Annotated in this window: 12 protein-coding genes; 11 read left to right on the top strand and 1 reads right to left on the bottom strand. The window is 34.8% G+C overall.

Annotated elements, in window-relative coordinates:
- The first annotated feature begins 288 nt into the window (after positions 1 to 288).
- From EG814_RS10770 to EG814_RS10745, 6 genes are all read left to right on the top strand, one after another.
- The gene (locus tag EG814_RS10770; protein WP_125721722.1) at positions 289 to 972 is read left to right on the top strand and encodes a S24 family peptidase; all 684 of its coding nucleotides are present in this window, start codon (positions 289 to 291) and stop codon (positions 970 to 972) included.
- 595 nt (positions 973 to 1,567) lie between these two features.
- Complete coding sequence (locus tag EG814_RS10765) at positions 1,568 to 2,125, top strand: RNA polymerase sigma-70 factor (RefSeq protein ID WP_125721720.1); 558 nt, start codon at positions 1,568 to 1,570, stop codon at positions 2,123 to 2,125.
- Between the two features lie 113 nt (positions 2,126 to 2,238).
- A complete protein-coding gene (locus tag EG814_RS10760; protein ID WP_125721718.1) occupies positions 2,239 to 3,159 on the top strand; it encodes a FecR family protein in 921 nt (306 codons plus the stop codon).
- 72 nt (positions 3,160 to 3,231) lie between these two features.
- Positions 3,232 to 6,612 (top strand): TonB-dependent receptor, encoded by a 3,381-nt coding sequence (locus EG814_RS10755; protein ID WP_125721716.1) that lies wholly within the window; start codon positions 3,232 to 3,234, stop codon positions 6,610 to 6,612.
- Between the two features lie 19 nt (positions 6,613 to 6,631).
- Positions 6,632 to 8,167 carry a RagB/SusD family nutrient uptake outer membrane protein gene (locus EG814_RS10750; protein WP_125721714.1) on the top strand — a complete coding sequence of 512 codons (1,536 nt, stop codon included), beginning with the start codon at positions 6,632 to 6,634 and terminating at the stop codon, positions 8,165 to 8,167.
- A gap of 148 nt (positions 8,168 to 8,315) precedes the next feature.
- Positions 8,316 to 10,133, top strand: coding sequence for an alkaline phosphatase (locus tag EG814_RS10745; RefSeq protein ID WP_125721712.1), 1,818 nt, complete (start codon positions 8,316 to 8,318; stop codon positions 10,131 to 10,133).
- A gap of 243 nt (positions 10,134 to 10,376) precedes the next feature.
- On the opposite strand, the gene EG814_RS10740 is transcribed toward EG814_RS10745, so the two are convergent.
- Positions 10,377 to 11,981 (bottom strand): class I SAM-dependent methyltransferase, encoded by a 1,605-nt coding sequence (locus EG814_RS10740; protein ID WP_125721710.1) that lies wholly within the window; start codon positions 11,979 to 11,981, stop codon positions 10,377 to 10,379.
- Between the two features lie 544 nt (positions 11,982 to 12,525).
- Here EG814_RS10740 and EG814_RS10735 point away from each other — a divergent pair.
- The 5 genes from EG814_RS10735 (at position 12,526) to EG814_RS10715 (ending at position 23,370) form a co-directional block, all read left to right on the top strand.
- Positions 12,526 to 13,536, top strand: coding sequence for a LacI family DNA-binding transcriptional regulator (locus EG814_RS10735; protein ID WP_125721708.1), 1,011 nt, complete (start codon positions 12,526 to 12,528; stop codon positions 13,534 to 13,536).
- A gap of 200 nt (positions 13,537 to 13,736) precedes the next feature.
- Complete coding sequence (locus EG814_RS10730; protein WP_235830956.1) at positions 13,737 to 16,829, top strand: SusC/RagA family TonB-linked outer membrane protein; 3,093 nt, start codon at positions 13,737 to 13,739, stop codon at positions 16,827 to 16,829.
- Positions 16,830 to 16,840: 11 nt separating this feature from the next.
- Positions 16,841 to 18,355 carry a SusD/RagB family nutrient-binding outer membrane lipoprotein gene (locus tag EG814_RS10725; RefSeq protein WP_125721704.1) on the top strand — a complete coding sequence of 505 codons (1,515 nt, stop codon included), beginning with the start codon at positions 16,841 to 16,843 and terminating at the stop codon, positions 18,353 to 18,355.
- 426 nt (positions 18,356 to 18,781) lie between these two features.
- Positions 18,782 to 20,770, top strand: coding sequence for a beta-mannosidase (locus EG814_RS10720; protein WP_235830955.1), 1,989 nt, complete (start codon positions 18,782 to 18,784; stop codon positions 20,768 to 20,770).
- A 323-nt stretch (positions 20,771 to 21,093) separates the two neighbouring features.
- Positions 21,094 to 23,370 carry a GH92 family glycosyl hydrolase gene (locus tag EG814_RS10715; RefSeq protein WP_125721702.1) on the top strand — a complete coding sequence of 759 codons (2,277 nt, stop codon included), beginning with the start codon at positions 21,094 to 21,096 and terminating at the stop codon, positions 23,368 to 23,370.
- The last annotated feature ends 128 nt before the right edge of the window (positions 23,371 to 23,498 follow it).

Below are 23,498 nucleotides of genomic sequence, written 5' to 3'. Positions count from 1 at the left end.
AGCAGTTAATAAGGCATGTTTTATTGATTAATATTACATTGTTCTTGTATTTTTCTCTCAAATTATAAAATAGTTAATTTGTTTTTCATGACTTTTTTTGCGATATTTTTTGTTTTATATTCTTAATCAGTAAGTTATGTTTGTTTTTGGGCAATTTAGTTTGATTGTTATGCTTAGTATTTTAGTTGCTTTTTGCGTTGTTTTTCAATTTTATTTTCCTTTACTTTGCAAATATAATGTAAAATAATACACTTAATTAAATTTTAACGTAAAATAATACATCTTTTTATGGGGTCAACGGAAAGAGTTCGAGAATATCTTGATTATAAAGGGATTACTAAGTATAAGTTTTGTAATGATTTAGGTTTTTCTAATAAGTTTTTGGACAATAGTAGTAATATGGGAACAGATAAGGCGTGTAAAATATTACATCACTATCCAGACCTGAATTCAGAGTGGCTGTTAACAGGAAACGGACCTATGATTAAAGAAGAAACTGCGAGCGTAATGATCATGAATAGTGACAGAAAAACAGTCGATCCTATACATGTAGCTCAAGAAATTCCGTTATATGATCTTGAGGCAGTTGCAGGTCTTAGAGAATTATTTAGTAGTGGAGAACCGCAAAGAATTTTGGATACGATAAAAATTCCGAATCTTCCAAAATGTGATGGCGCAATTTCTGTAACAGGAGATAGTATGTATCCTTTATTAAAATCGGGAGATATTATTTTGTATAAGGAAACAGAATTTGAAAATATCTTTTTTGGCGAAATGTATCTTTTAAGTGTAAAATTGAATGATTGGGAAGAATATATTACAGTGAAATATGTTCAGAAATCGGATCAAGGTCAGGAATTTGTGAAATTGGTTAGTCAGAATTCGCATCATCAGCCAAAAGATATTCATGTGTCAAAAATATCTGCTTTGGCACTTATTAAAGCAAGTATTCGTATTAATACGATGATGTAGTTTGCAAGTAAATGTTTTTTAAACCGTTTTAAGAGACTTAAAAATAAAAGAAGGCTTTGGTTAAACCTAAAAAGTTTGGCTAAGGTCTTTTTTTTTTTTGTATAAATCTATTTTGAGCTAAAACAGGAGAAAGTTCTAATTATAATGTTTCCCATGAAAAAAAACTCGCTCTTGAATTTCTTCAGTTTTGCTTTTATTTCTGGAAAAATCAATTTTTCATTAGCTTAAAATCTAATTTCTAGGCATTTTCATTAATTATTTGTTAAGCGCTTTTCCTCTTCAAATTTTGCTTTTATAAGAGAAAGATTGTTATCTCAAACAAAGTTTTTGCTTTTCTCTCAAAAATTGAGCAAACCTCTATTCTGCAGCTGGTTTTTTATTTCAAATGTTAATAATATGTTTCGTTTTAGAAGTGGTTTATTAATGTAAACGTAACCTAATCGACCTACCCTCAGCTTTAATTTTGGAGACATATAAGAAGAACCCAATACTTTGTATATGCCATTTTTTAAACAACAGGATCATTATCAAGACGAAATCAGAAAAAGTGTTTTGGCTTACACTTTTCATTTGATTAATCATAAAATAATGAATCATGTATAAGAAGTTTACAGACGAAGAACTTGTCGATTTGTTAAAGTCGGGCAAGGATAAAGCTTTTGATGAACTTTATTTTAGATATCGAGATCTGCTTGTTCGATTTGTATATCTCAGAATGAAATCGATTGCCATTTCAGAAGAGATTGTGCAGGAAGTTTTTACCTCTATTTGGGAAAGACGCAAATCAATTGTGATTCAGAAAAGTTTTGCGGCGTATATCTACACTTCGGTTCGCTATATGACTTTAGATTATATAAAATCGCACGAAGTTACCGATCAATACATTCAAGAAGTTTTAGAAAAAAATACCGTTTCGCAAACTAGCTATAATGCGATCGAAGATTCTATTTATTACGACGAATTGCAAAAAGCGGTTGACGAAGCAGCGGCGTTACTTCCTAAAAAATCAAAAGAGGTTTTTATTCTTAGCCGCGTAAAACATTATACCAATAAAGAAATCGCAGAAGAACTGAATGTTTCTATCGAAACGGTAAAATACCATATTACGTATGCATTGAAATTTATGCGCACGTATTTGGGCGAATTCAACTAAAAGTAAACTTAAGATTAAGAATACAGCTTTTTTCTTAACAGAAGCGTAACCTTTTGCGCCTACCTAAAATTACAATTCCCAAGACATACTATTAAAGACATAAAGAAATTATAATGCCTGAAAATTCAAATAACGAAATCAAAAATTTTTTAGAAGGAAAGTATTCTCCGAAAGGACAAGAAATGTGGAATAAATGGTACGATCGTACAGATGATTTTTTTGATAATATGGAAGTGGTGCAATCTGACCGCTCAAAACTGAAAAAAGAATTAAGACAAATAAAGAATACCAATAAAGTTATTTCTCTTCAATATAAGAACTGGGCTGTTGCGGCTTCTTTGGTTTTTCTAATCGGATTATCGGTGTTTTTTTATCACACATCAAATACCGTTGAAAGCAAACAATTTGTGGTAAAACTAGGAGAACATGCCCACATAAAACTAAGTGACGGAACGCAAATCTGGCTAAATGCAGGAAGTGTTCTTAAATATCCTGCAGTATTTAAAGGAGACACTAGAGAAGTTTATTTAAGCGGAGAAGCTTTTTTTGATGTAGCCAAAGACAAAAAACATCCTTTTATTATTCATACCAATAAAATGGATACAAAAGTGCTCGGAACCAGTTTTAATGTTCAGGCTTATCCAGATCAGACCACGCAAGAAGTTTCGGTTGCAACTGGAAGAGTAAATGTAAAATCGACTGTTACAGACGAAAATGTGTATGTAACTCCTGGTCAGAAAGCGGTTTTTAAATCTCAGGATAATAAGCTTCAGGCTTTTAAAGATGTTCCAGTCAATACAATTTCGTTATGGCGAAAAAATATTATGGTTTTTGAAGAAACGCCTCTGCCAGAAGTCGTAGCCACAATTAATCGCAATTATAATGTGGCGATCGAAATCAAGAACAAGAATTTAAATGCTTTAAAGATTAGCGCCTATTTTAAAGAACTGCCTGCCGATCAGGTAATTGGATTGGTGTGCAATATCATCAACGCCGAATACAAAATGGATTCGGGTGTTTATAAAATCGAATAATTCTTTAAACAATAAAAATAAAACTACGTAGTAAACTGATAAACAAAAACAAAACAACTAAATCTAAAAATTATGAATGAAAAACAAATGCGGTATGCCGTAAAGTCTCAGAACATAAAGACATTAGGAAGTAAATTATTCCTTTTTGTGGCTTTATTTTTTGCAGCACTAACAGTTAAAGCCGGGAATGTTGACATTAACAAAAGAGTGACTTTAAAAGTCGATAATGAAAGTATAAAAAATATATTTCAAAAAATTGAAAATCAGGTTGATGTGCATTTTATGTACGAGAGCAGCCAAGTAAACGCTAATCAGAAATTAAGTTTAAAACTCAATAACGTAACGCTAGAACAAGCGTTGGATAAAATTTGCGGTAATGTGCTTAGATATGAAATCGTGAGCAACAATATCGTAATCAAGAAAAATCAAAAAGTTGCTGCTGCAGACCAAAACAAGATTACTGTTTCGGGAACTGTTTACGGTGGAGACGATAATATGCCTTTGCCAGGTGTGGGAATTAAAGATAAAGGTTCTGATGCAGCAACTGCAACAGACTTTGACGGAACATTCAAATTAGAAATAAATGCTTCAGAAGCAAACCTTATCTTTTCGTATGTTGGTTATGTAACGCAAGAAGTTAAAGTAACTAGCACACAGGATATTACTGTGAAATTAGCTGCCGACGTAAAACAGCTTCAAGAAGTTGTGGTAATGGGTTACGGAAGTGTGAAAAAGAATGAAGTTTTAGGAGCTGTTGGTTCTGTTTCTATGAAAGAAACTTCGAGCAGAACCTATAATAATGCTGCTGAATTACTGCAAGGAACGGTTGCCGGAGTTACAGTAATTAATGATGGTGGAGATCCTACTGCGTCGCCAACAATCAACATTCGTGGTATTGGTTCTTTGAATGCTGAAACACCGTTAATTGTTTTGGACGGAATCATTTATAGCGGTTCTTTAAATACTTTAAATCCAAATGATATTGCGTCGATAAGCGTTTTGAAAGATGCGGCATCTGCAGCAATTTATGGAGCAAGAGCTTCTGGTGGGGTAATTTTAATTACTTCTAAAAAAGGAGTTTCAGACCGTATTAATGTAAATGTAAATTACCAAGGCGGTTTTCAAAATGTAGCAAAAAAACTTGATGTTTTAAATGCTGCAGAATATGCAGATGCTATGAATATTGCTAGAGACAATGCTGGTTTGCCAAGAATTCCTGCTTTTGATCCTGCTTTTGAACCAACAGCAAGAACGACAAAAACAAATTGGATGGACGAAATTTTCCGTACAGGAGAAATTCAAGATCTGTCTCTTTCTGTAAATGGAAAAACAGAAAAAACAAACTTTTTCCTTTCTGGAAGCTATAGAAAAAATGAAGGTATTTTGCTAAATACTTTTGGAGAGCGTTACACAGTAAGAGCAAATTCTTCTTTCAAATTGGCTGATAATTTTACAATTGGAGAAAATTTATCTTACTCTTTAACAAATGGACAGACAGCAAATACGTCAAGTTCGTATACAGGAGCAATTCAAGCTGCAATTTTGTATCCGCCAAATGCGACGATTTACAGAGAAGATGGTTCTGGTCAATTCGGTGGTGTTCCTGAAAAATATATTGGTTCTTACGGAGACGTTATTAATCCGGTGGCGTATTTAAAAAGATTAGACAACAGAAATCCTGTTTCTACCATTTTAATTAATCCTTATGCAGAATGGGAAGTTATTCCAGGTTTAAAAATTAAATCAAACTGGGGATATACTAGAATTCAGGATAATGCAACCGATTTTACAGTAAAAGTTACAGAACCGGGAAAAATCTTCGACTTCAACAGATTGACGCTAAAAAATGCAACAGTTACCGATTTATTGAGCGAACAGACTATTTCTTATGAGAAATCATTCGGAAAACATAATTTGAAAGCTTTGGCCGGATATACGTATCAAGAAACGAAAAGAGATTTTTACACGGTTGAAGGAACTGGTTTTGATAACGAAGATCCATCACAACGTTATTTACTAAATGCCAAATTAATTCAGCAGACTGCAGCAGGTTTATCAGATGAAATTATTTCGTCTTATGTTGGAAGAATCAATTACGATTTCAATCAAAAATATTTATTCTCTGGAATTGTTCGTCGCGACGGAACTTCAAAATTACTAGAAAATAATAGATGGAAAGTATATCCTTCAGTTTCTGCTGGATGGTTAATTTCTGAAGAAAATTTCATGAAAGGTCTTGAACCAATCATCAGCAATTTAAAACTTCGTGCAAGCTGGGGACAAATTGGAAATTTAGGAAACCTTGGGCCATACCAGTTTAGTGTGCCTTTGGTACAAACTCAGGCTTTAATTGGAGCAGTGCCGTCAATCAATTATGGTTATGCAGAAAGCGAATTGTCTAACCCGAATTTAAAATGGGAAAGTTCTGAGCAGACCAATATTGGTTTAGATTTTACAATGCTGAACAATACGCTTATAGGATCTGTTGATGCTTATGTGAAGAAAAACAAAGACATGCTAGTTCGTGATCAATTGCCTGGAGTTTCTGGAACGCCACAAGGTCGAATTGTAAACTCTGGAGATGTTGAAAATAAAGGTATTGAGGTAGGTTTAACGTACCAAAAAACACGTGGAGAATTTAAATTTGATGTTACAGCAAATGCAGGATTCTTAAGCAATAAAATTGTTTCTATTAAAGACGATTTAAGTACACTTGAACCGCTTGGATTAAGCAGAGTTCGTAGTTTGCCTTTAGCTAATATTTACCAAGTTGGAAGTCCAGTTGGAGCGTTCTACGGATATGCTACTGACGGATTGTTTCAGAGTGATGCTGAAGCAAAAGCGTATGTAAACAAAGATGGCGTAATGTATCAGCCAAATGCTGTTGCTGGAGATATCAGATTTAAGGATGAAAATGGTGATGGTGTAATCAATAACAGTGATAGAGTAGTATTAGGAAGTCCGTTCCCGAAAACAACTTATAGCTTAAATGCTAATTTTAGATATAAAGGATTCGATATGAATATCTTTTTTACAGGAGCCGCAGGAAATAGTGTTTTCAATGCTGTTAAACATACAGGTTTAAACGCTTCTTTTCCGGGTTACAACTTATTGGCAGAATCAAAAGATGCTTGGTCTCCAACGAATACAGACACCAATGTTCCGGTTCTTTCATCAACAGACAACAACAACAACTTTGGACGTATTTCTGATTTATACATTGAAGATGCTTCTTTCTTAAGATTGAAAAACGTTTCTATTGGTTATACAGTAAAAGAAAGCTGGCTGAATGGAAAAGCGAAATTGAGATTCTTTATTTCTGGACAAAACTTATTTACGATTACCAATTATTCTGGAATGGATCCTGAAGTTGGACTTAAAAACTTCGGAATGGATTTAGCACGTTATCCGCTTTCTCGTATTTACATGACTGGTGTTAACGCAACTTTTTAAAAAATAAAAAACAATTAAAATGAAAAAAATAAGTCTTTTATTAATGAGTTTTGTGCTTTTGGTTAGCACTTTAGCTTGCGAAAGCGAACTTGATGTTGTGCCGCAAGGAGCTCCTTCAAGCGGAAATTTCTGGAAAACACCAGCAGATGCAAAAGCAGGAGTAAATGCAATTTATGCTTTGTATTCTGATGATAATATGTATGGTCGCGGTTTCTTTTGGCTAAATAATGCCAGCGATGATATTGGAACAAAACCAAGACAAAATGCAGAAAGAATCAAAAATTTTATCGTAGACGGTTCAGAATCGGATACAAAAGATATTTGGAGAATTCACTACGAAATTATGAAACGTTGTAACGATGTGATTCGTAATATTCCAAATGTTTCAATGAGCGAGAGTGAAAAAAACGGAATGCTGGGAGAAGCTTATTTTAATCATGCTGTAATGCATTTAGAATTAGCATACCATTATGGAGATGACCGTGCAGGAATCCCGATTCAGGATAGAGCTGATTTTACGAATGTTTATGTGCCTCGTGCCAAAAACGTTGCCGAAAACTACGCTTACATTGCTGCAGATTTAATTAAAGCAGCAGATTTATTGCCTTATTTCGACCAGCTTACAGCAGACAACCGCGGGCGTGCGCACAAAACTGCGGCTTGGGCATATTTGGTTCGTACCTATTTGTATGCAAAAGATTATGACAACGCTATAAAATATGCCAACATGATTGTGGCAAGCGGGAAACACAAACTATTAGACAATTTTGAAGATGTATTTAAAATTAGCAATAACTGGTCTTCAGAATATATCTGGGCAGTGACTTCAAGTGCAGCCAATACTTCTTTGGGCTCTATTTTTCCTGGGGTTTGCTTAGAAGACAAAGGTTGGGGAGTTTACAACGGATGGGGAAATTTCTATCCAACAAAAGAATTGTTTGACACTTATGCAGCAAACGATAAAAGACGCAGCGCCACAATTTTACAAAAAGGAGACAAGTTTGTTTATTTCGGACAAGAAGTAACTTTCAATGAAGGTAACTATATTGTAAGTTCAAGTAACAGAACAGGTTATCAGTTTAAAAAATATATGGAGCCGTTTAGTTATCCAAAAACAACTTCTGGTGCTGTAGATATTCGTTATGTAAATGCCAACGGAGACAAACCTTCGACAGCTTTAAATGTGCCTCTTTTACGTTATGCAGACGTGATTTTGATGTTAGCGGAAGCAAAATTAATGAAAGGCCAAAATGCAGATACAGAAATCAATATGATTCGCCACCGCGCTGGTCTTACCGATATTTCTGGAGCTACAATGGTAGATTTAAAAAGAGAAAGACGTTGCGAATTGGCTGGTGAATGGACGGATCGTCATTTCGATTTAGTGCGTTGGGGAGATGCAAAGGAAACTTATGCAAAACCTTTGCACCATTATGACGGAAGTGTCATTTATCCTGCTCGTAATTTTAACCCTGCGATTCACCATGTTTGGCCTATTCCGCCAGACGAAATTGCAGTGAGCAAAGGGATGTTGCCTCAAAATGAAGGCTGGTAATCAGTAGTTTAATTGTGTTTTTTTTAGTTTTTTTACGCTGCAGTCTTTTTGTCAGGAGGCTGCGGTTGTAAAAAAACATTAAAACCTTTTTTTATTTCAAAACATATCAAAAAGTAACCTACTACTTTTTGCTATTAATTTATTTTCAATGAAAAAAATAATCACCCTTTTTTGCCTTCAATTTTGTCTTTTTGCACAAGCACAGGAATACAGCTCTTCAAATATTCATTCCCATAATGATTACGAAAGCAGACTTCCATTTTATGGCGCTTATTCTAACGAAACCGGTGTGATCGAAGCCGACGTTTTTTTAGTAAATAATGAATTATTTGTGGCGCATACTTCAAAAGAAATTGCGCCTCATAATACCTTAAAAAGCATGTATTTGGAACCGCTTTCAGCTAAATTAAAAACTTTAGGAGGAAAAGCGTATCCAAGTAACAAGCCTTTAATTTTAATGATTGACGTTAAGTCGGATGCCGATTCGACTTTAAAAACTATTGCACAGCAATTAAAGACTTTTCCAGATATCATTTCGAACAAAAATATAAAAGTGGTTATTTCTGGAAATAGGCCTTCGCCATCGCTTTGGGCAGCGTATCCAGAGTTTATTTATTTTGATGGAAGATTAAATGAAAATTACACCGCAGATCAACTAGCCCGAGTAGAAATGATTAGTGAAGATTTACACGAAATCACAGTTTGGAACGGAAAAGGTGTTTTGACACAGCCAGATACGGAGAAAATTCAGGCGGTTATTAAAAAAGTTCACGATCAAAACAAAAAGATAAGATTCTGGGCTACACAGGATAACGTGAATACCTACATGACGTTGATGAATTTAAAAGTCGATTTTATCGGAACGGATAAAGTAGCCGAACTAACAGAATTCATCAATAAAATCAAAACAACATTTTATCAGAATACCCAATTTCATCAGGCTTATGTTCCTAAAAATGTTTTCAAGAATAAACGTCCTAAAAATGTCATTCTGTTAATTGGTGACGGAATGGGATTGACCCAAATATATTCTGGCTACACTGCAAACAAAGGACAATTGAATTTGTTTAATATTCAGACGCAAGGACTTTCGATTACCAAAGCTTCGGATAGTTATATTACAGATTCGGCGGCAGGAGCAACAGCAATGGCAACGGGTCATAAAACCAATAATCGTTTTATAAGTGTCGATGAGAAAGGAAAACCGCTTGTAACCATTGCAGAACAATTGGCAAAGAAAAACTATAAAACGGCTATTATTTCTGCGGGAGATATTACAGATGCAACCCCAGCTGCATTTTATGCACATCAATCAGAAAGAAGTTTAAGTGAACCAATTGCAAATGATTTTCTTACGAATCCTTCAGATATTTTAATAGGAGGCGGACAAAAATCATTTAATGCTAGAAAAGATGGTAAAGATTTATCGAAAATTCTAAGAGAAAAAGGATATACATTTTCAGATAAATTTTCAAGTTTAGATACTATTAAAAATAGCAAATTTGTCGTTTTAGAAGATGCTGCGGTGGTTTCTACGAAAAACGGAAGAGGAGATTTTTTAACGAAATCTTTAGCGAAAGCGACGACTACTTTTTCTAAAACAAAAAATCCGTTTTTTATTATGGCAGAAGGCGCTCAGATTGATTACGGCGGACATCAGACTAATGTAGAATATGTGGTTCGAGAAATGCTTGATTTTGATAAATTGGTTGGTCAAGCAATGGAATTTGTAGATAAAAATCCAGAAACTTTACTAATCGTAACTGCAGATCACGAAACAGGCGGATTATCTTTAATTGACGGAAGTATTGAAAAAGGTTACGTTCACGGAAGTTTCAGTACAAACGATCATACGTCAATTCCAGTTCCTGTTTTTGCTTACGGTTCAGGTTCTGAAAAATTCATGGGAGTTTATCAGAATACTGCAATTTATGACAAAATTATGGAGTTGATTGGAGGGAAATAATTTCTTTTTGATATAAAATTCAAATTAAGGGAGCATCTGAAAAGATAGCTCCTTTTTTTCTAAGATATATCGCTCCGCTGGAGCTTTTTTACTCGTGTTTCAAATTTTTAGCTATAGCTATTTCGCTCTTCCAGAGCTTTTTGAAAAGCCTAACGGGACGAAATATATTTGATAATTTTTAAGATAATCTTACTCCAAACATAGCCCAAGGTTTCAACATTGGGAACACAAAGAGAAATTAATCTATTTCCCTTTCAATAAATTAATGCTCACCGTCGCAGTATCAGTATCGGGAAATCTTTTAAAAATTGCTTTATCCGGAAATAATCCTGCCTCTGCCGCAATTGCGTTAAAAACATCAATTTCAACAATATACTGATCCGAAAAACCGTGCGTTGCATCATAAGCAGTTGCGGCTGTACGGCCTAAATTGCTGGCAGTCAATTTCGGATTTATGGTATGTAATTCTATGAGAAGCAGCCCAAATTTATGTACATATGGCGACCACTTTTGCAAATGTTCTAGAAGATTATCTTCGACCAGATTGTTGCTAATTCGTTTTCCTCTGTAAGCAAATGCACCTGTTGAGGTACTGACTCTATTTTGGTCAATATGTTTTGGTTCCTGCCAGATTCTATTGTGGTCTAAAAAAGTCCTCACATTCAGCAAATCTTTCAGGTCAATATTATAATTTTCTTTCAGATCGTTGGCAAGTAAATCAGGTCGGCCGATATCGCCCCAGATTACTTTTGCCCAGATATCTGCATTTATAAGATTGGCTCTCGTTACTTTCAAAGCGGTCTGATTGTAATCTACTCCGACTATAAATAACGGATATTCATCGAGCATTTTTCCTCTTAAAGTTTGTCTGTCAATTACTTCAAAAATATGCTGGAGAAAAGCGCCATTTCCGCATCCCATATCTAGAATTCCTTTTGGCTGTTCTTCAATAGGAAGATTAAAAAGTTTGATTAGAATTTCGTCCACCACTTTAAAATAAGTATCGTGAGCGCCACCGCTTCCCCAAACATTCATTTCACGATCTACATGAATTTCGTTTTCGCCTTCAGCGGTTCGTAAGGCATCTGGATTGCCGAAAATTAATTCTTCAATTTTGGCAAATGTCGGCAGATACGAAACCGTAACGCCATAAGCACTGGCTCTTTTGGCAAAAAACAAACCTGCTTCTGTAAACTGAAAATTTCCATTTTTTTCTATAAACCAGCCCAAATGCACAAAAAAGTCTAAAATCTTTTTAAAGTTTTCTGGAGATTTATGAAATTCTTCGGGTCTGAAAGAAGTTTCCATAAAATATTTATGAAACATTCCGTTCATGGCCAGACGCACGATAGTCGGACCAATCAAATAGCCTTCAATATGTTTTAAAATTTGTTCTTGAATGCTATCGATCAGAGCATCGTTGGAAGGCTCAATTCCGTATCTTTTTTTATATTTTTCAAAAATTACATTAAGTTTTTCAAAAGGTGTGTCTTCAAACAAACGCGGATGAAACTGTATCGATAGCTGAAGTAATGTAACAACATCTTCGTAGAGATAAAACAGCGAAAAAGCGGTTTCAGTTTTCTCGTTTACAGCAATTGTAATAATCTGCGTTTTATTATCAATCTCATAATCAAAAAATCCTTGAGAAGCCAAAACTCTCAAAGCGACGTTGAGATAGCCTTCATTGGCATTAAAGGCTGTTGTAAGTTCAGTTAATGTCGTCTGTTTTTTGTTTAAGATAAACTCTAATACAGATTTATTTTTAAGTGCTAGTGCCACAGGAGCAGTAACCAAGCCATCAAGATGTTTGAAAATGGAACTTAAGAGTTGTGATTTATCGGTCATAACGCAAAAATGAAGGTTAGTTAAAAATAATGATTTTTTTCTTTCCTACGGATATTGCTTTTATGGAGTGCAAATTTATTTCGAATTCTTTGTGTGCGTATTTAATTTTGAAATTTATTGTTTCTGTATTAAGTCTAATGGATTAGGTTTAAATTTTTATAGATAAAGGAATAAATAATGGTTTTTTGAAATATATTTTCGGATACTTTTTTTTCAAAATAGTCCACAGATTTTTGGCTATTCTGAGAAAAATATTTTGCAAGCTTTTTTTTTAAGTTTTAGATTTTTTTTGAATATAAATTTTTAAAATAACTTCAAAAATGCCTTTGTTTTTCTATTAAAAACTTCATAAAAAGCATAAAATGTATATTAAAAGTCAGAATGACAATAACTAATCAAAATCCAGTATTTGCTGAATATTTCGCTATTTTTTAGCTATAAAAAAACATTTTATTGAAAAAAAATTTTACTAAAACGTTTTTGTAAGTTTCACTTACATATATTTGTAATGTACTAAAATATTCAATAATAAATTCATTGCCCGATGAAAAGGATTACAATTAGAGATATTGCAAAACAGGCAGAAGTTTCTATTTCTACTGTGTCTTTTGTGATCAACGGTAAAGGCGAAAAAATGGCGATTAGTCCAGCGGTAATCAAAAAGGTTCAAGATGTAGCACAAAAACTGCAATACAAACCCAGTATGATTGCAAGCAGCTTGCGAACAGGAAAAACACGATCAATTGGACTTATTGTAGAAGATATATCCAATCAGTTTTTTGCAGATTTGGCAAGAGTAATAGAAGATGAAGCAAAAAACATCAATTACAGAGTTTTTTATTGCAGTACAGGCGATGATAATAATCGTTCGGAAGAATTAATACAGAGTCTTTTGCAGGCAAATGTTGAAGGTTTTATTATTACACCGACACGAAATTTAGAGAAAACAATCAGCCAGCTTTTAAAACTGCAGAAACCAGTTGTGCTTATTGACCGATATTTTGCCAATCAGAAAGTGAGTCATGTCGTAATGGATAATTACGAAGGAGCATATTCTGCCGTAAAATTTTTGATTGATAAAGGAAGAAAAAACATTGCGGTTGTGAATAACGAGTCTGGAATGATTCAGATGAAATTGCGAGAAAAGGGATATACAGAAGCCTTAAAAGAAGAAGGACTTTATAACGAAAAGCACACGCTTCATTTGGATTACCATGCAAGTGAACAAAGCAGAATTGAAGCCATCATAAATTTCTTTACAACAAATAAAGAGATAGATGCCGTTCTCTTTTTAGCCAATTATCTCGGACTTGCAGGACTTCAGGCCTTTAGGACATTAAAATACAAAATTCCAGACGACATTTCGGTTATCAGTTTTGATGATCATGACAGCTTCAAACTGCATACACCCACAATATCTGTAGTCGCTCAGCCTATAGAAGACATAGCCGTTCAGTCGATACAATTGTTAATGAATCAAATGACCAATTTTGAGGATTTTAAAGTTCAAAAAATTCTGAAAAAGGGCACTTTAATCGTTAGAGAATCAGTTTAAAAAATAGAGGTATTAAAAGAAGATTAGGGCTTTTTTTAACCATTTTACTAAAACGTTTTAGTAAAAAATAGAAAACAGCAGCAATTCAGAAAACGGTATGCTGTGATATTGAAAAGTGAGAACAATTTTTATTAATTATTTAAAACAAACAGAGTAGAACAAACACAAAACGAAATCAAAACCAATAACCAAAAATGCTTATGAGACAATTATTAACAGTGTTAGGCGTGATATTGCTTAGCAGTTTAAGTGCTGCCGCGCAAAATCGATTAATAACCGGCATAGTTACAGATGCAGAGAACAAGGGAGTTGTTGCTGCATCAATCGAAGTTCAAGGAAAACCATTTAGTGCTGTGACAGATGCCGAGGGGCGATTTAAAATGAATGTTCCAGAAGGTAAAGTTACTCTTATTGTATCTTCTATAGGGTTCCAGTCACAAACTGTTTTGCTTCAGGAAAAAGATACCAGAATTACTGTTGCGCTGGTTGAATCTACACAGGAATTAAAAGATGTTGTGGTAACTTCATTTGGAGTTAAAAAACAAAAGAAAAGTTTAGGTTACGCTGTAGGAGAACTAAAAGGCGAGGATCTGACAAAAAATAAAGAAATTAATTTAGGAAATGCTTTGCAGGGTAAAATTGCCGGTGTAAACGTTTCTGCACCGGTTACGGGACCATCTGGTTCAAGCCGTGTGGTGATTCGTGGAGCGACTTCGGCATCTGGATTGAACCAGCCGCTGTATGTTGTAGACGGAATTCCGATTGACAATACGCAGCAGGGAAATGCAGGAATGTGGGGAGGCGCAGATAAAGGAGACGGAATGTCTTCTTTCAACCCAGATGATATTGCTTCGATGTCGGTTTTAAAAGGTAGTGCCGCTTCTGCGCTTTACGGGTATAGAGGTTCAAATGGTGTTATTTTAATTACAACCAAAAAAGGGAAAAGCAGCACAGGAATAGGAGTAGATTTTAGTTCAAATTCTTCTTTTAATACACCTGTAAGTCTTTTAAAATGGCAAGATCAATATGGTGCTGGAGCTCCAAATGCGAGCGGTGTGCCTACTAGATTTAATAATCTGCAGGAACTTAGAGATTCGTATTATTTTGCATGGGGAGATAAATACGACGGAACACCTTCTTTGTCTATTGACGGCAAAACAAGACCTTATCAAGCTTACGGAAAAGATAATGTGGAGAAATTCTACAGAACAGGATATTCTTTCAGTAATACTTTAGCAATTTCTGGCGGAAACGAATCTACAAACTTTAGACTTTCTTTTGGAAATACAAAAGACGAATCTATTATGCCAGAAACTACTTTTGGAAGAAACAACGTGGCTTTAAGCTTAAATTCGGCTCCAAATAAAAAAATCAGCGTAGAAACAAATGCGCAATATATTTCGGAGAAAAGTCATAACCGTCCCTACTTAAACGATTCGCCAAGAAACCCGTCTTTCCCGACAACTTTTATGACTCCGGGAACAGATATTAGATGGTTAAGCAATCCTTATGATGCAAACGGCGGCGAAGAAGATTATTTAGGAGCAAACGTGTACCATACCAATCCTTATTTTGCTACAAAAGCTCCTTTAAACGATGACCTTAGAAAGCGTTTTATCGGATCTGCAAAAGTAAATTATAACATTACAGAAAAAATTTATGCTAAAGCTGTTATTGGCGTTGATGATATTAATTATGAATATACTGAAATTGAACCTACTGGAATAAACTACAGCCCAGGCGGATCAATCGAAAACAGAATTGAATCGCGTTCAGAATGGAATGCTTCTGGTTTCTTAGGTTACAAAGGAGATATTGCCAAAGATCTTTCGTTAGATGCTTTTATTGGTGCAAACCGTCAGCACAACAGATACAGTGGTATTAAAATGAAAGGAAATAATTTTATTGTTCCGTTCAAATATTTCTACGGAAATACACAGCCAGACAAAACAGAAAAATTATTCTCAGAAAGCGAAGTAAATTCACTTTTCTATTCTGCAGATCTTGGATACAAGGATTATTTGTTTCTTAGTTTAACAGGCCGTGAAGATTGGTTTTCAACTTTAGATCCGTCAAACAACAGTACTTTTTATCCTTCTGTGAGTTCAAGTTTTATTTACTCTGAAGTTATCGGACTTCCTGAATGGATTTCGTACGGTAAGTTAAGAGCAGGTTGGGGTAACGTTGGAGGAGCATTGCCAGATGCGTATGCTTTGTCTTTAACGTATATAACTCCAGACGGACAAACAGATTCTTTAGGACAGCCAATTTTGGGTGTAAATGGAGAAACTATTCCAAACAGAACTTTAAAACCGTACAACGTAAGTACAATTGAGTTTGGTTTTGAAAACACATTTTTCAATAATAGAGTAAGCACAGATTTAACATTCTACAGCAAAAAAACAACCAACGATATTACAGATGCCGATGTTTCTCAAGCTTCAGGATATAGAACTACAAAAATCAACGTTGGAGAAATTCTAAACAAAGGGGTGGAGTTTGCTATTAATGTAAAAGCGGTAAAAACAGAAAATTTCGCTTGGAATGTAGGTTATAATTTTGCTTATAATGATAGTGAAGTTTTAAATCTTTCGGATAAAATTACAACCAAAACATTGGAAGGAAATAGAGATGGAAGAGCTAATGTAGTTTTAGAAAAAGGACAGCCTTTTGGAGTTATTAAAGCTTACGATTATTTAAGAGATGCAAACGGAAACATTGTTTTAGACACCAATGGTAGATTTTTGAGAGGAGATTTAATCATTGCAGGACAAGGTGTTGCGCCTCTTTCTATGGGATTCTCAAATGATTTCTCTTATAAAAATTTCACTCTTTCTGTTTTTGTGGATGCTAAATTTGGAGGAGAAATCTATTCTGCGACAAATCAGTTAGGGACTCGTTACGGATTAACTGATATTACGCTTCCGGGCCGTGAAGGTGGAGTTGCAGTAAGCGGAACAGATGTAAACGGAAATGCCGTAAACACAACAGTTTCAGCTTATGATTATTGGAGAAGTTACAGCGACGTAACCTCAAACTTTGTTTACGATGCCGATTTTGTGAAATTGAGAGCCATTTCTTTTGCTTACAATTTTCCAAAGGAATATTTGAAGAGAACACCGTTTCAGTCTGTTAGTTTAGCATTTTCAGCGCATAATTTATGGACTATTTATGACAAAGTTCCCAACATAGATCCAGAGTCCAATTACTCCAACAGTAATGCGCAAGGTATGGAGAGAGCTTCTATGCCATTGACAAGAAACTATGGTTTTGCACTTAATGTCAAATTCTAATACTAAAAAAGATGAAAAATAGATATATCAAAATATTTTGTGTCGCAATTGTTAGTGCTTTGACATTAGCTTCATGCGATAAAGGATTCGAAGAAATGAATACGAATCCAAATGCTTTAACAGATCCAGCTGTAAAATCAATGTTTACGCTTGCCGAGATTTATGTAGACGGACAGGATTTTTCTAACACAAGAGGAAACAATTTATACGCTGCACAAATCGTTCAGCAATTTTCTTCACTTGGCGGGCCAGGTTCAAAATACACGTATTCTTCTGAATATTCGGCAGCGCTATTTGGCGAAACTTACGGGAAAGGATTAAATCAGATTTTCCAATTATTATCTGTTGTTGAAGATACGCCAGAGAATTCAAATATGATTCAGGCTTGTAGAATCATGAAAGTTTTCTTGTTCCAAAAACTGACAGATACTTATGGTGAAGTTCCTTATTTTGAAGCAGGAAAAGGATATAATGGAAACGTATTTTCTCCAAAATATGACACGCAAGAAGCCATTTATAATGATCTTTTAAAAGAATTGGACGAAGCTGGAACTGCATTAGACGCTGGAAAACCTTTCGTTGGAAATGCCGATTTGTATTACCAAAGTGATGTGGCAAGATGGAAAAAACTAGCAAACTCTTTAATGCTAAGAGTAGCCATGCGTTTGTCTAAAGTAAATCCTGCGAAAGCAAAAGAATTTGTAGAAAAAGCTTACGCTAAAGGCGTTTTTACCTCAAATGATGACAGTTTGGTTTTACGACATGATGCAGGGCCTCCGGGAGTAAAAACAAATCCGATTACTTCTGCTTGGGTTAGAAATGATTTGAATGGAGGAGAATCGAATATCAAATTCAGTAAAACTTTCATCGATTTATTGAAAAACACAAATGATCCACGTTTAAGAATTTACGCAAAATTAGAAGCAACAGGAGACAATAATCCTGCAAGTCAGCAAGGTCTGGCAAATGATGCAAAAGAATTTCCAGGTGGAGATAAGAAGCTTTTCTCAGATCCAAATACATCAACAGTATTGCGTTATGATGCTCCAACATTAATTATGTCTTATGCTGAGGTTCAGTTTTTATTAGCAGAAGCTGCAGTAAAAGGATGGAATGTTGGCGGATCTGCTCAGACGTATTATGAAAATGGAGTAAGAGGCGCGATGAATATTTTAGCCATTTTTGGAGACAAAGTGCCTTTGGTTTCGCCAGCAGAATATAACACTTACATTACCACTTATCCATTCAAATCTGCAGGAACAGAAGCACAAAAAATCGAACAGATTATCACTCAAAAATGGATTGTGTTATTGTTTAATGGATTTGAAGCATTTTCAGAATACAGAAGAACAGGCTATCCTGTTTTAGTTCCTGTAAATGATCCAACTGGAGAAACACAAGGAACAATTCCGAGAAGATTAATTTATGATCAGTCAGAACTAATTACAAACGAGGCGAATTATAAAGAAGCAATTCAACGTCAAGGTTTAGATTTAATGACCACAAGAATCTGGTGGGACAAGTAGATTTTTAAATTTGGTTGGTTAGTTAGTTAAAATAAGTCGGGTAATGAGCATACCCGGCTTATTTTTAAATCAAATAAAGAATTGATCTTCAAAAGTGTAATTGAAAATTATTTTGCAGATTGAAATGCTTTTTTTTCGCAGTAAACTAAGAGAGATTCTGCTGAAAAAGATGGATTTATTTTCAGTATTTAAAAAAAAAATATACTTAAAGTTTATTTCATTATTTGAATCTAAAACAATACAAATCAAAACCAAAATAAAGCATAAGGCAGTGGTAAAGAAGATATTTCTAGTTGTATTTTAGAGTTACTAACAAAGAATAATTCTGATGAGAAGGAAGGACTTAGTACATCCTTCCTTCTCGAAACTGCTAAATTAGATGCCTTTTTACTAATTTTAGAAGGTATTAATATAGTATTCCAAAAAATGAATTATCACAAAAAACTTCACTGGCTAATGAGCCTATGTCTGGCAAGCTTTACATCAATTGCTTTTGCACAGCATATCGATTTAAAAAATAATTGGACGTACCGTGAAGAAAAAACTCAAAAATGGTATCCCGCCACAGTTCCGGGAGAAATTCATACCGATTTGCTGAACAACAAATTAATTCCTGATCCATTTTATAGAGACAACGAAAAAAACTTGCAGTGGATCGAACGTAAAAATTGGGAATACAAAACTGTTTTTCAGGTTACGGCAAAAATGCTGAAAAAGAAAAATACAGAACTAGTTTTTGACGGATTAGATACTTATGCATCAGTATATGTAAACAATCAGCTTGTTTTAAAAGCTGATAATATGTTTCGTCAATGGCGTGTTGAGGTTAAGAAAGTTTTGAAACCAGGAAATAACGATTTGCGAATCGTATTTCAATCAGCACAAAATATAGTTGATTCACTGGCTAAAAAAGAGCAGCCATTTGTAATTCCAGACAATCCGCGTGCTTATGTACGCAAAGCGCAGTATCATTTTGGCTGGGATTGGGGACCGAAATATACCACTTGTGGCATATGGAAAACGCCAAGATTGGAAGCTTATGACGAGAAAACTCCTGAGAAACCGTATGTTTTAAATCGAAAAATTGAATTGATTCAAGAACTTGATAGTTTGGGCAGATCTTTTTATTTTAAAATTGATGGAAAGCCAGTTTACATGAAAGGGGCCAATTATATTCCGTCGGATGCTTTTCTTTCGAGAGTAACCAAAAAAGAATATGAAAAAATAGTTTTATCGGCGAAAGAAGCCAACATGAATATGCTTCGCGTTTGGGGCGGAGGTATTTATGAAGATGATTATTTCTACGATTTATGCGATAAATACGGAATAAATGTCTGGCAAGATTTTATGTTTGCCGGTACAATGGTTCCTGGCGACGATGCTTTTTTTGATAATGTAAAAAAAGAAGTGCAGTATCAGGTAAAGAGATTGCGCCATCATCCAAGCATCGTTTTATGGTGTGGAAACAATGAATCTGATGAAGCTTTTAAAAACTGGGGTTGGATGAAAAGTTTTAAAATTTCTAAACAAGATTCGATTCGTTTATGGAAAGATTATACGCGTTTATTTCACGACAGTATTCCGAAATGGGTAAAAGAAGTTGATGGAAAACGTCCTTATTTAAGTTCGTCGCCATTACATCATTGGTCAAAAGCAAAAAGTGTAGTGGAAGGAGACAGCCATTATTGGGGGATTTGGTGGGGATTGGAAGATATTGAAGCTGTCCAGAAAAAAACGGGACGATTTGTGAGCGAATACGGAATGTTATCGTTACCTAATTATTCTTCAATTGAAAATTTCACCTCAGAAGAAGACCGCCATTTATATTCAGATATACTAAAAGTACATTTAAAAGCGGGTAAAGGTTTTGAGAAGTTAGACTCCTATCTCGGCAAATATTTTATAGATGCCTCTAAAATAGAAAAGATGAATTTGGAAGATTATGCATACTTGAGTCAGTGTCTGCATTATTATTCCATAAAAAATATTGTCGGTACCCACCGTTCAAAAGCGCCGTATAATATGGGTACGTTAGTTTGGCAATTAAACGACTGTTGGCCAGTTGCCAGTTGGAGTATAACCGATTACGAAAACCGACAGCCTAAAGCGGCATGGTATGCTATAAGAGAAGCTTACAGAGACGATCTCAAACCAGAAATTGATTTTACTCGTCCGAAGGATTTATCATTAGAAGATCCAAAAATAAATTGGAAAATAAAAGGAAACACAATTATCCTAAAAACAGAAAAAGCAGCTAAATATGTTTGCATCTCAGCCAAAGGTTATAACGGAAAATGGAGCGATAATTATTTTGATTTAAAAGCTGGAGAAGAAAAAATAATTTCGTTTGAAGGTAAAGTCAAGAAAGAAAATATTAAGATTTATTCTTTATATGAGGTTTTGAATAGGTACTAAGGTACTGAGGTTCTAAGGCTCTAAGTTGCAAAGGGACAAAGAGACAAAGAGACAAAGATTTTCCGTAGAGGCGCACCGCAGTGCGTCTACACAAAGTATATCGAAAAAGAAAAACGCATAGAATATCAACAAAAATATTCCGTAGAGGCGCACCGCAGTGCGTCTACACAAAGTATATCGAAAAAGAAAAACGCATAGAATATCAACAAAAATATTCTGTAGAGACGCACCGCAGTGTGTCTACACACAGTGATTAAAAAACGCATAAATCATAAATCTATTTTTGATTATTGATTTGCATTGAAATAATAAAAACAAACAAAATGGTTAAAAAATATAATAGAATTGCTCTTGGCGGCATTTTAGCTTTAAACCTATTCTTTGTGAATTTTGTAAATTCACAGAAGAAAAAAGACAAAGAAACACAAACAAATTATACGCAATATGTCGATCCAATTATCGGATCTGCTGGCCATGGTCATGTTTTTGTGGGGGCTAATGTTCCTTTTGGAGCGGTACAGCTAGGTCCGGTAAATATTTTTGAAGGCTGGGATTGGTGCAGCGGTTACAACTATGCCAGCAATACGATTTTGGGCTTTACGCACACACACTTAAGCGGAACCGGAATTGGCGATTTAAATGATATTTTGGTATTGCCTGTCAGCGGAAAAGTTGGCTTGACAAAAGGCACAAAAGAAGATATGGTAAACGGTTACGGTTCGTATTTCTCTCATAAAAATGAAGTCGTTAAGCCTGGATATTACAGTGTTCTTTTAGATAAATATAAAGTCAAAGCTGAATTAACGGCGAGCGAAAGAGTAGGATTTCATAAATATACTTTCGAAAACACAAACGATTCACATATTTTAATTGATCTTGCCGACGGAATTGGCTGGGACAGACCTGTAAAAACATTCATTAAAAAAATTAGCGAAACCAAAATAGAAGGCTATCGCTATTCTACAGGCTGGGCGTCAGATCAGCGTATTTATTTTGCAATGGAATTCTCTGAACCAATTACTAGTATGGTGGTTTATGACAGCACAGCAGTGGTTAAAGGAACTGAAGGAGAAGGTTTAAAAATAAAAGCGGTTTTAGATTTTAAATCCTTAAAAAATAAACAGATTCTAGTAAAAGTTGGAATTTCTCCAGTAAGCGTTGAAAATGCATCGGCGAATATAAAAGCAGAAATTCCAGATTGGAATTTTGAAGCTGTAGTAAAATTAGCAGACTCCAAATGGAATAAAGAACTCAATAAAGTTCAGATTAAAGCCAATGAAAAAACAATGAAAGTTTTCTACACAGCATTGTACCACACTATGTTTGCGCCTTCTATTTTTAATGATGCCAACGGAGATTACAGAGGTACAGACAAAAAAGTGTACGAAAAAGCCAATTTTACCAATTACACCACTTTTTCGCTTTGGGATACTTACCGCGGACTGCATCCATTATACACGATTACACAGCCAGAAAAAATCAATGATATTGTAAAATCATTCTTAGCGATTTATCAGCAGCAAGGCAGATTACCAGTTTGGCATTTAATGGGTAACGAAACTAATACCATGAACGGAAACCATTCTATAGCCGTTATTGTTGATGCATATTTAAAAGGATATCGCGATTATGATACAGAATTAGCATACGAAGCAATCAAAAAAACGGCAATGCAAATGCGCGACGGAATGGATTATGTTCAGAAACTGGAATATATTCCTGCCGATAAACATTTGGAATCTGTTGGAAATGCTTTAGAATATGCCATTGATGATTATTGTATTGCTTTGATGGCGAAATCTTTAAACAAAACAGACGATTATAATTACTTCACCAAAAGAGCCAATTTATACAAATTGTATTTCGATAAAGAAACCACTTTTATGCGTGGAAAATTGACCAACGGAAATTGGAAAACACCGTTTAATCCGCTTTCATCTGCTCATAGAAAAGACGATTATGTAGAAGGAAATGCGTGGCAGTACACTTGGTTGGTTCCTCAAGATCCGTACGGATTGATTGAATTGTTTGGAAATGAAGAAAAATTTATCGCAAAATTAGATTCACTTTTCTTACTAACCGATAAAGTAGAAGGCGAGGATGTTTCACCAGATATCAGTGGTTTAATTGGACAGTACGCACACGGAAATGAGCCGAATCATCATATTCCGTATTTGTATGCGTATGTTGGACAGCCTTCGAAAACAGCAAAATTAATTCGCGAAATCGATGATAAATTTTATTCTACAAAACCAGACGGATTGTGCGGTAACGAAGATTTAGGACAAATGTCGGCTTGGTATATTTTATCTTCAATGGGATTTTATTCTGTTAATCCAGCAAATGGAATTTATGTTGTGGGAAGTCCGTTAGTAAACAGCGCCGTGATTCATCATACAAAAGAGGTTTCTTTTACAATAAATGCGGTTAATAATAGCGCTTCAAATATCTATATTCAAAAAGTAGAATTCAACGGAAAACCTTATGCAAAATCATACATTACACAAGATATGATTGTAAAAGGCGGAGAACTGAAATTATATATGGGAAACAAACCATCAGCGACTTGGGGAGTGAAGAAAGAGGATAGACCTTTTTAGGAGTGGTCAGTGATCAGTCCCGAAGCTTCGGGATAGTGATCAGTCACATTTTGCAGTTCCTGCAAGGTTTCCAAAACCTTGTAGGTATGATTTAAAGTTTAGATAAATGAGATTTAAATTTCGCAAAA

Origin of the sequence: Flavobacterium ustbae (assembly GCF_003946915.1) — a bacterium.
GTDB classification, from domain to species: Bacteria; Bacteroidota; Bacteroidia; order Flavobacteriales; family Flavobacteriaceae; genus Flavobacterium; species Flavobacterium ustbae.
This window is presented reverse-complemented; position numbering and strand designations above follow the sequence as displayed.